The following is a 9,091-nucleotide window of genomic DNA, read 5'->3' on the forward strand; positions in this document are numbered from 1 at the left end:
GGTTTTCCGCCCCTTCCACCCTCGCGCCGACCCGCGCTGGCCGGACGCCCGGCTCACGCGGCGGCTCGGGCAGCGGGTCGTGGGCGTGGGCGGGGGGAGGCTCGAGCGGCGCAGGCGACGGCTCAGGGTGCGGGATGGGGGACGGGCGGGCCTCGAGTTCCGGCTTCTCGGCTCTCGAGCGCTTCCTCCGGCCGGATGGCTCCGGGGCCTGCGGGTCTGCCAACCGGGGCGAGGGCCGTGCAGGGGGCGGAATTTCCGGTCGGGCGGGCTCGAGCGGGGCGGGTTCGGCAGGGGCTGGGCCGGGCGCTCGAGGCGCTGCCTGCTCCAGGCTCTCCACGGCTTCGCCCGCCCAGCTCCCCTCGAAGCGGGCGGGGGTCTCGAAACGGCCCGGCAGCCGGGGCTCGAGCGTGGGCGCCTGCCCCTGGGCCTGGGCGATGAGGCGGCTCAGGAAGGGGTTCACGGCCCCACCATCCCCAGGTAAAGCTGCCGCCGGGCGGGGGAGAGTGCTAGGATGTCCTGCTCGCGCCAGCCGTAGGCCGAGGCCAGCCGGTGGACCTCCGCCAGCGTGCGCAGGGCCCAGGCGTTCAGCTCGCGCCACAAAAAGGCCAGCGGGTCGAAGGGCGCGGCCCAGGCGTGCCGGCAGGCGGGGCAGGAGAGCCGCAGCAGGAGGTCGGCTTGGGGGTCGGTCTCGGGCAGGTGGTGGGCCACGGCGTCCAGCACCTCCGGCGGCAGTTGCGCCCCTTCCACGCTTCGCCCCTGGTGGCTCGCCTCCTCGACGGCCCGGAGGGTGAGCGTGCGGGCCGGGTCGGGGCTGCCGAGCGCGCTCGCCAGGTCCAGGCTGTCCAGGGGGCGCAGCGTGAGGCGGTAGTCCCCGTGCTCCACCGTTTGCGGCGCGGGGCCCTGCCCCAGCCGCAGGTCGGCTACGCGCAGGCCCAGCTCGAGGGCTTCCCCGCAGGCCGGGCAGCGGGCGAGGGCCTCGAGGCGCGGCCCGAACAGCGCCTCCCGCGCCGCCAGCAACCGCGCGTCGCGCTCGCCCAGGGGGAGGCGGCAGAGCTCGTGCCAGGAGGTGTCCGGGGCCAGGGCTTGCAGGATCAGCAGGGCCCGTTGCAGGGGCGTGGCCCGCTGGCCCTGCTCCCACACCCCCAGCCAGGTCGGGGCGTCGGGGGACATGGCCTACCTACGGCTCGGTGAAGCTGGGCTCGCTGGGTTCGACCACCTCATAGTCGCGCTCCCAGCCCTCGTTCTCCAGCTTGAGGGTCTGGATGGCCACCGCGTTGGCGTTGGCGTCGAGGTCGGGCAGGGCCTGGTACTCCGAGACCCAGCAGCGGAAGATGCGGTAGGCGATGGCCAGTTGCCCCGCCTCGTTGTAGACCTCGAGGATGACGTCCTTGCGGAAGTCCTTGAGCGAGACCTCGGCCCCCAGGCCGGAGCCGAAGTTCCAGACCTTGTTGGCCCACTTCTCGAACTCCTCGTCGTGGGTCACGCCGCGCTCGAGGGTGATGGCCTCGTACTTGGTGCGCCCCGGCGACTTGCGGCCCGTCGAGGGGTCACCCCCCTCGCGGTGCTCCACCACCTCCGTCGAGCGCTTGAGCGCACTGACCTTGCTCACCCCCGCTACGTAGCGGCCGTCCCACTTGAGGCGGAATTTGAAGTTCTTGTAGGGGTCGAATCGGGTCGCGTTCACGCTGAATTGCGCCATTGAATACCTCCTTAGGTTTGCCGAACGCTGAACGTCGAACGTCGAACGCTAAAAGAAAAAAATTGGGCTACACTGTGGTTTCATCGCTTGCATTTGCTCTGTCCTGGGTTTTTGCTTTTTAGGCGTTAGGCATCATCACGCCTGCACCTGCCCCGCCATCTGCTGCAGCTTGACGATGACGAACTCGGCGGGCTTGAGGGGCGCGAAGCCCACCAGGATGTTGACGACGCCGCGGTTGACGTCGTCTTGGGTGGTGGTCTCCTTGTCGCACTTGACGAAGTAGGCCTCGCGCGGGGTGGTGCCGGCGAAGGCTCCCTGGCGGAAGAGGTTGTGCAGGAAGGCCCCCACGTTGAGCCGGATCTGGGCCCACAGGGGCTCGTCGTTGGGTTCGAAGACCACCCACTGCAAGCCCCGGTAGAGGCTTTCCTCCAGGTACAGCGCCATGCGCCGCACGGGGATGTACTTCCACTCCGAGGCCAGCCGGTCGGCTCCCTCGAGGGTGCGCGCGCCCCACACCACCCGCCCCACGTTGGGCAAAGCCCGCAGGCAGTTGACCCCCAGCACGTTGAGGTCGCCGTTCTCCTTGTCGGTGAGCGGGACGCTGAGCTCGGCGACCCCGCTCAGGGTGGCCTCGAGGCCCGCCGGGGCCTTCCAGACGCCCCTCGAGGCGTCGGTGCGGGCCATCACCCCGGCCACCGCGCCGCAGGGGACGAACTCCTCGAGGCGGTTCTCCCGCAGCGGGTCGGGGGCCCGGACGCGCGGGAAGAAGATGGCCGCGTTCTTGTGCCGCGTGAAGCCCGCGATCCCCGAAACCGCCGCCGCGCTGTCGGCCCACCGGGGCGCGTCCACGATCAAGAGGGCGCGGCGGTCCTGGCAGAACTGGTAGAAGTTGTCCCAGTCGCCGTCGGCGAAGTCGGTGCCGAAGGCGGGGGGCGGCACGCACAGCAGGTTGAAGAGGTCGGCCTTGAGCAGCGCGTAGACGCCGGTCTTGTTGGCCTGTGAGCCGGTGTACTGGTTGAGGGTCAGGGCGTTGCCGTCGCTCCCGGCGGTGATGGTGACGCCGGCGGGGGGCGTGGTGTCGGCCAGGTCGTAGGTGTCGGCGGCGGGGCGTGCGCTGACGCTGCCGCTCACCCGCCACAGCCGCGACTCGCGCTCGAGCAGGCTTGCCACGTAGCGCGGGTTGGCGGGGTTGCTCGAGGCGTTGGGGAAGTTCTCCAGGGTCTCCCCGGCGGCGTTCTGCACCCTGAGGTTGAAGAGGCTGGTGTCGGCGGGGTCCTTGGTGTCGTGGTCCACGACCAGCCGCAGGGCGTTGGGCCAGGCCCCCTCGTTCTTGGCCTCCAGCGTCAGCGCCCCCGAGATCGCCAGCGAGGCCTTGGTGGCCCCGTTGTGAACGCGCACGACCAGCGCGTCGCTGCCGCCGTTGGCGAAGTAGTGGCGCACCGCGTAGCTCAGGGTGCTCTCGAGCCACAACCCGCCGAACACCCGCTCGAACTCCCCGAAGCTGCGCACCATCACCGGCTCGTTGACCGGCCCCTGCCGCGCGCGCCCGATGAACGCGGTGATGGAGGTGGCTACCCCGGTAATGGTGCGGACCCCGCTGGGCAATTCCTCAATATAGACCCCTGGATAACTCGGTGTGACTGGCATGACGCCTCCTTTGAGTTTTAGGGGAAGACGGAGGGAATATGGGCCTGATTGTGATTGATCCGACGTTACACCGACGTTACGGCGCCGCCGGGCCCGCCCTGGGGCCCGACTCGCCCGCGCCACGACCGCAGTGCCGACCAACCCGCTGAGCCATGATGGCCTCCCCCTGAACCGCTGGCCCGTCCCGCCGGACCGTCGCTGACCGGACCGGGATGGGCAAGCGTCGGGGCGGGCCTGGGACAGGCGGGCGGGTGCGCGACGCGGTCGGTTGCGAACTGTTAGTTCCGTTTCAGGGTAGGCCAGGCCCCCGGGGGTGTCAAGCGACCGCCCCGCCCTTGCCCGGCCCACGAACCGGCTCGAGCCGGGGCTGGATGGGCAAAGGCCGGGCCTGGGCCCGGCCGGAAAGGTGAACGAAAGCTAAATGTGCCCCCCGCACCTACAGCAGTTCGCGCAGGGCCTCGAGGTTGCGCCGGGCGCTGCCGAGGGGGTCGGGGCTGTGGTCCTGCTCGACCACCAGCCACTCCGGCTGGGCCGCGGCGACGGCGGCGCTCAGGTTGACCTCCCCGTGCCCGAGTTCCACCGTCTCCCACCTCTCGCCCTTGCGGGCCACGTCCTTCACGTGCAGCAGGGGCGTGCGGGCGGCGTAGCGGCGCACGTACTGGGCCGGGTCCACCCCGCCCGCGTGCAGCCAGGCCACGTCGAGCTCGGCGTGAACGCGGGGCTGGGCCAGCAGCAGGTCGAGGGCCGGGGCATCGTCCACACGCTCGAGCAGCTCGTGGGCGTGGTTGTGGTAGGCGAACTTCAGCCCGTGCGCCTCGGCCCGCTCGGCCATGCGCCCCAGCTCCTCGGCGATGCGCGGCCAGGGCCAGGCGGCGTCGGCCTTCGACCACGCGCACACCAGGTAGGGCGCGCCGAGCTCGAGGCAGAACTCGAGCTCCCCCTCTAGCCCCTGCACCAGTGCCTCGAAGGCCGCGTGCCGCCCCAGCGCCTCGAGGCCTAAGCCCTCCAGGATTTGCCGGGTTTCCCTAGCGCTCGTGAACTGCCCGAAACTCTCCACGCCCTCGTAGCCGAAGGCGGCCACGCGCCTCAGCGTCCCTTCGAAGTCCTGCGCCAGGGCGTCGCGCACGCTGTAGAGCTGGATTCCGATCCTCACGGTGGGGCCTCCTTAGGGTGCTATTGGCAATGGGCGAAAAACGTGGAAGAATCGAGGGTCTGGGAGAAGCACATGCGTAAAGAGAACCTTCTGGTGAGCCTGGTGGCCGTCTACATCGCGGCCGAGCTCGTTTCCAATGCTACGGCAGGCCGGTTGGTACAGATAGGCCCGTGGGTCCTGCCCGGCGCGATCTTCCTCTATTCCCTCACCTTCACCCTGCGCGACGCGGTGCACACGGTGGGCGGCTGGAGGGTCGCCAAGTCGCTGGTGTGGGCGGGCCTGGCCGCCAACGCCCTGCTGGCCCTCTACGGGCTGCTGGTGACGGTGCTGCCCAAGCCGGCGTGGTTCGACGGCGGCGCCTACGCCCAGGTCTTCGGCACCACCTTCCGCGTCGTCGTCGCCTCGCTGGTGGCCTACGGGGTCTCCACCTGGCTCGACGCGCTGGTCTTCGAGCGCCTGAAGCGCTCCATCGCGAGCCGGGTCCTGGCCTCCAACCTGGTGTCCACCACCCTAGACACGGTCGTCTTCATCACGCTGGCCTTCGCCGGCACGGGGGCGCCCCTGCTCAACCTGATGCTGGGCCAGGTGGTGGTCAAGATGCTGGTGAGCACCGTGCTGATCCCGCTGGTCTACTGGGTGCGCAACGCCCTGCGCTCGCAAGGGCTGGCGCTGGAAGGCTACTGAACGGGAGGTTTGCCCTCATGGACAAGTTCTGGCTCCCCCGCAGCGGGCCCATGCCCCGCCCCAAGTCCCTCGAAGAGGCCCGCCAGGTGCTCGCCGACGAGGCCTTCCGAGCGCCCAACGTCGGCCGCGTGACCTTCGAAGCCGCCGAGTTCACCTCCATCTGCCCGCGCTCCGGCCAGCCCGACTTCGGCCGGGTGCGGATCTCCTACACCCCTAAGGAGAGGTGCATCGAGAGCAAGTCGCTGAAGTTCTACCTGTGGGCCTACCGCGACGAGCCCGCCTTCTGCGAAGAGCTCACCGCCCGCATCGCCGACGACATCGTGGCCGCCATCGACCCGGCCTGGCTCGAGGTCACGCTCGAGCAGACCCCTCGAGGCGGCATCGGGATCGTGGTCACCGCCGAGCGCGGGCAGAGGCCCTAACCCTGCGGGTCGAGGCGTTCGGGACCAAAAAAGGAGCTCGAGGGTAACAGTGCCCTCGAGCTCCCTCGCTTTTCGTGGTGGGCGGTAGTGGACTCGAACCACCGACCTCACGCTTATCAGGCGTGTGCTCTAACCAGCTGAGCTAACCGCCCACGTGGCGCCCCCGCAGGGACAGCGCCCCCTAATATAGCGAAGCCACCCGGCTTGGTCAAGTAAGGCTGCCGGGTGGCTCCGGCATGGTCGCGTTTCCCACAAACACCCGCCGATCCCGGCGGGTGTTTTACCCCGGCTGTGCGGGGTATCCGTGGGAAACGCTCTCAAAAGCGAACCCCCGCGCTGAGCCGCACCCGGGGGCTGAACTCGAGCACTGTCACGTCGCTGTACTCGGTGGTCGTGACCCGCAGGCCGCCCTCGAGGCCGAGCTCGAGGGGGCCGTCGGCCAGGCGGTAGCCCGCGCTCAGGCCCAGCGTGGTGACGAAGACGCCGCTCCCGCCCTGCACCAGCACGCCGCCCCCGCCCCGCACGGCGCCGAAGAGGCCGGTGCGGTCGTTGTTGGAGTAGAGCACGCCCCCGCCCTCGAACAAGACGCCGAGGAGGGGGCCGCTGAAGAGGGTTTCCACGCCGAAGAGGTAGGCCACGCTGCCCCGGGGGTAAACGCCGAGGGTGGGGTCGAGCCACTCGAGCTCGAGGTCCAGGCTGCCCGCGAAGCCGTAGGCGGCGGTGCCGCCCGCGCCCAGGCCGCCGCGCAGGCTCACCCAACTGTCCTGGGCCAGCGCGCTGCCCAGGGCCAAGGTCGCCAGGAGGAGTAAGGACTTCAGCGCACGTCTCATCGCGCCCATGCTACAGGAGAGGGCCGGTGGCCGATAGCCCGTAGCCCCGTCCCGGACCCTGGAGCCGGGCGCTAAACCCCCGGGGCGGAAGGAGGGTAGAATCAGGGGTAATGATACGCATCCTGCTCGCCGATGACCACGCCCTGTTCCGGCAGGGCCTGCGGAGCCTGCTCGAGGCCGAGCCCGACTTCCGGGTGATCGGGGAGGCCAAGGACGGGCGCGAGGCGCTGCGCCACGCCCTCGAGGCCCGCCCCGACATCATCCTCATGGACATCCAGATGCCCGGCCTCGACGGGGTGCAGGCCACCCAGGAGATCTTGCGGGAGTGGCCCCAGGCCAAGGTCATCATGCTGACGATGTACCGCCAGGACGCCTACGTCTTCGAGGCGGTCAAGACCGGCGCGCGCGGCTACATGCTCAAGGACGCCGACGCCAAGGAGCTGCTCGAGGCCATCCGCCGGGTGCAGGCCGGCGAGGTGCTCCTCGACGCGGAGATGGCCGAGCAGATCATCCAGGACTTCAAGAGCAAGAACGAGACCGCGCCCAAGCCCCACGCCGAGCTCTCCGACCGCGAGGTGCAGATCCTCAAGCTCGTCGCCCAGGGCTACACCAACCTCGAGATCGCCAGCGAGCTCTCCCTCTCGGAGAAGACCGTACGCAACCGCCTGTCCGACATCTTCCAGAAGCTCCACCTCAACAACCGCACCCAGGCCGCGCTCTACGCCCTGCGCGAGGGGCTGGCCGAGTCGGGCGAGGGTGAATGAGTGCGCAGGCCGTCCACCTAGACCCCCGTTCGCTGCTGCTCGAGTTCGGCCCGCTGGCCGGGGAGCTGGGGCGCGGGGAGTGGGTCGCATGGCGGCTGGGGGAGATGGGCTTCACCCCCCACCGCGACGAGCTGGGCAACGTCTGGGCCGGCGCGGGCGGGCTGCTGCTGGTGGCCCACATCGACACCGTGCTGACCCCCGGCCCGGTGCGGCAGCAGGGCGATAAGTGGTTCGCCCCGGCGGTGGGCGACAACTCGGCCGGCGTGGCCGTGCTGCTCTCGCTGGCCCCCCTGCTGCTGCCCCTGGGGGTCGGGCTGGGCTTCAGCGTGGGCGAGGAGGGCCTGGGCAACCTCAAGGGGGCGCGGGCGCTGGTGGCGCGGCTGTCCCCGCGCATGATGGTGGCCGTGGACGGCTACATGCCCGGCGTGGTCACCGAGGCGGTGGGCTCGGTGCGCCTGCGGGGGCTGTTCGTGGGGCCCGGCGGGCACGCCTGGGGCGACCGGACCAACCCCAGCCCCGTGCCCGCGCTGGGGCAGGCCCTCAGCGCGCTCTACGAGCTGAAGAAGCACGAGGACGTGAGCGTGAACGTGGGCCGGGTGTGGGGCGGCGAGGCCATCAACGCCATCCCCGCCGAGGTGGGCTTCGAGCTCGACCTCAGGGCCAGCAAGGCCGCCATGCTCGAGCAGCTCGAGGCGCAGGCCCGCGAAGCCCTGATGAGCGCGGCGCAGAAGCACGGGGTGCGGCTGGAGCTCGAGGTGCTCGGCCGCCGCCCCGCCGGGGCCACCGCCACCCCTGAGATGCAGCGCGCCGCCCGGCTGGCCCTGGCCGAGGTGGGCCAGGAAGTGCGCTGGCTATCGGGCTCCACCGACGCCTCCGCGGCGGTCGAGGCCGGCATCCCCGCCCTGGCCTTCGGCACCTACCGGGGCGGCGGGGCTCACACGCCGGAGGAGTGGGTCGAGCCGGAGTCGCTGGTGCAGGGGGCGAAGGCGCTGTGGGCGCTGGCGCGGGGGTTGAGGGGGATTTAGTCGATAGCTGAACGCTGATAGCCGATAGCCGAACGCCCAACGCCTAACGCCGGTCGTACGTCGTACGTCCTACGTCGTACGCAAAACGCAAGACGCAAAACGCAAGACGCAAAACGCCCTGGACCCTAGACCTTAGACAAACTACGGGCCACAAGCTGACGGCTTATCGCTAGCTCCCCGCCAGTGCCGGGTCTCGAGCTTCCGGGTTGGGCTGGCGGGTGGCTTGGAGGAGGCGCAGGCGGAGGGTGAGGGCGCGGGGGTCGTAGGGTTCGGCCTCGAGGAGGAGGCGGCCGAGGCGGGCGGCCTCGAGGGGGTCGTGCTCCAGCAGGGCGCAGGCGCGTTGGTAGAGGCTGGAGTGCAGGCGTTCGCGCGCTTGGGGCAGGCCGCCGGGGAGGTCCTGGCGGTAGACGCCGCGCCACAGCCGGGTGTCGCCGCCCTGGAGGAAGCGCTCGGCGTCGGAGGTGACGGCGCCCAGCGCCCAGCCTTGCGGGGTGCCGACCACCACCGGGCCTAAGGCGGTGCGGGTGCGGTCGATGAGGTCCTCGAGCAGCACCCGGGCCACGCCCGCTTCGGTGTGGGGGTAGAGGGCGGCCTGCAATTCCTCCGGGCCGGCCCCGGAGCGCCCGAGCAGGCGGGCCTCGAGCAGGCACAGCAATAGCTCCTGCCGCTTGACCCCGGCGATGGGCCTGCCCGAGAGCTGCACCGGGCCCAGCACCTCGAGGCAGCACGACCCGGCGGAGCAGGGGGGGAGTGCCGGGGCGGCGGCGGGCACGGCCAGCTCGGGGAAGTAGCGCTCGAGACGGCGGGCCAGGCCGTGCAGCCCGAGCTGCCGGAGTTCGCGCAGGCGGGGGCGGGCCAGCTCGAGAC

At 70.8% G+C, this 9,091-nt stretch carries 10 protein-coding genes, 1 tRNA gene and 1 pseudogene; 4 read left to right on the forward strand and 8 right to left on the reverse strand.

Annotated elements, in window-relative coordinates:
* From MEICH_RS29805 to MEICH_RS0104950, 5 genes and pseudogenes are all read right to left on the reverse strand, one after another.
* Positions 1-460: pseudogene (locus MEICH_RS29805) on the reverse strand (hypothetical protein); the annotation flags it as partial.
* Positions 457-1,170, reverse strand: coding sequence for a T4 family baseplate hub assembly chaperone (locus tag MEICH_RS0104935; RefSeq protein ID WP_027891688.1), 714 nt, complete (start codon positions 1,168-1,170; stop codon positions 457-459). The pseudogene MEICH_RS29805 and the gene MEICH_RS0104935, both read right to left, overlap by 4 nt.
* Before the next feature lie 7 nt (positions 1,171-1,177).
* The gene (locus tag MEICH_RS0104940) at positions 1,178-1,699 is read right to left on the reverse strand and encodes a phage tail protein (RefSeq protein WP_027891689.1); all 522 of its coding nucleotides are present in this window, start codon (positions 1,697-1,699) and stop codon (positions 1,178-1,180) included.
* A 135-nt stretch (positions 1,700-1,834) separates the two neighbouring features.
* Positions 1,835-3,346, reverse strand: coding sequence for a phage tail sheath family protein (locus MEICH_RS0104945; protein WP_027891690.1), 1,512 nt, complete (start codon positions 3,344-3,346; stop codon positions 1,835-1,837).
* Between the two features lie 436 nt (positions 3,347-3,782).
* Positions 3,783-4,499 carry a sugar phosphate isomerase/epimerase family protein gene (locus tag MEICH_RS0104950; RefSeq protein ID WP_027891691.1) on the reverse strand — a complete coding sequence of 239 codons (717 nt, stop codon included), beginning with the start codon at positions 4,497-4,499 and terminating at the stop codon, positions 3,783-3,785.
* Positions 4,500-4,571: 72 nt separating this feature from the next.
* Between MEICH_RS0104950 and MEICH_RS0104955 the strand changes: the two genes are divergently transcribed.
* Positions 4,572-5,183, forward strand: a complete 612-nt coding sequence (locus MEICH_RS0104955) for a queuosine precursor transporter (RefSeq protein ID WP_027891692.1) — start codon at positions 4,572-4,574, stop codon at positions 5,181-5,183.
* A 17-nt stretch (positions 5,184-5,200) separates the two neighbouring features.
* Positions 5,201-5,605 carry a preQ(1) synthase gene (gene queF, locus MEICH_RS0104960; protein ID WP_027891693.1) on the forward strand — a complete coding sequence of 135 codons (405 nt, stop codon included), beginning with the start codon at positions 5,201-5,203 and terminating at the stop codon, positions 5,603-5,605.
* A gap of 75 nt (positions 5,606-5,680) precedes the next feature.
* Here queF and MEICH_RS0104965 read toward each other — a convergent pair.
* Both MEICH_RS0104965 and MEICH_RS0104970 read right to left on the reverse strand, forming a co-directional pair.
* A tRNA-Ile gene (locus MEICH_RS0104965) sits at positions 5,681-5,757 on the reverse strand.
* A gap of 165 nt (positions 5,758-5,922) precedes the next feature.
* The gene (locus tag MEICH_RS0104970) at positions 5,923-6,435 is read right to left on the reverse strand and encodes a hypothetical protein (protein ID WP_027891694.1); all 513 of its coding nucleotides are present in this window, start codon (positions 6,433-6,435) and stop codon (positions 5,923-5,925) included.
* A 110-nt stretch (positions 6,436-6,545) separates the two neighbouring features.
* Here MEICH_RS0104970 and MEICH_RS0104975 point away from each other — a divergent pair, with 110 nt between their 5' ends.
* Together MEICH_RS0104975 and MEICH_RS0104980 are read left to right on the forward strand one after the other, a co-directional pair.
* Positions 6,546-7,199: a response regulator transcription factor gene (locus MEICH_RS0104975; protein WP_027891695.1), complete on the forward strand. Its 654-nt coding sequence runs from the start codon at positions 6,546-6,548 to the stop codon at positions 7,197-7,199.
* A complete protein-coding gene (locus MEICH_RS0104980) occupies positions 7,196-8,224 on the forward strand; it encodes a M20/M25/M40 family metallo-hydrolase (RefSeq protein ID WP_027891696.1) in 1,029 nt (342 codons plus the stop codon). Before MEICH_RS0104975 ends, MEICH_RS0104980 begins: the two co-directional genes overlap by 4 nt.
* Before the next feature lie 169 nt (positions 8,225-8,393).
* Here MEICH_RS0104980 and MEICH_RS23675 read toward each other — a convergent pair.
* A partial coding sequence (locus tag MEICH_RS23675; protein ID WP_036218325.1) for a hypothetical protein occupies positions 8,394-9,091 on the reverse strand: 698 nt, incomplete at its 5' end.

This window comes from Calidithermus chliarophilus DSM 9957, from assembly GCF_000430045.1.
GTDB lineage: Bacteria > Deinococcota > Deinococci > Deinococcales > Thermaceae > Calidithermus > Calidithermus chliarophilus.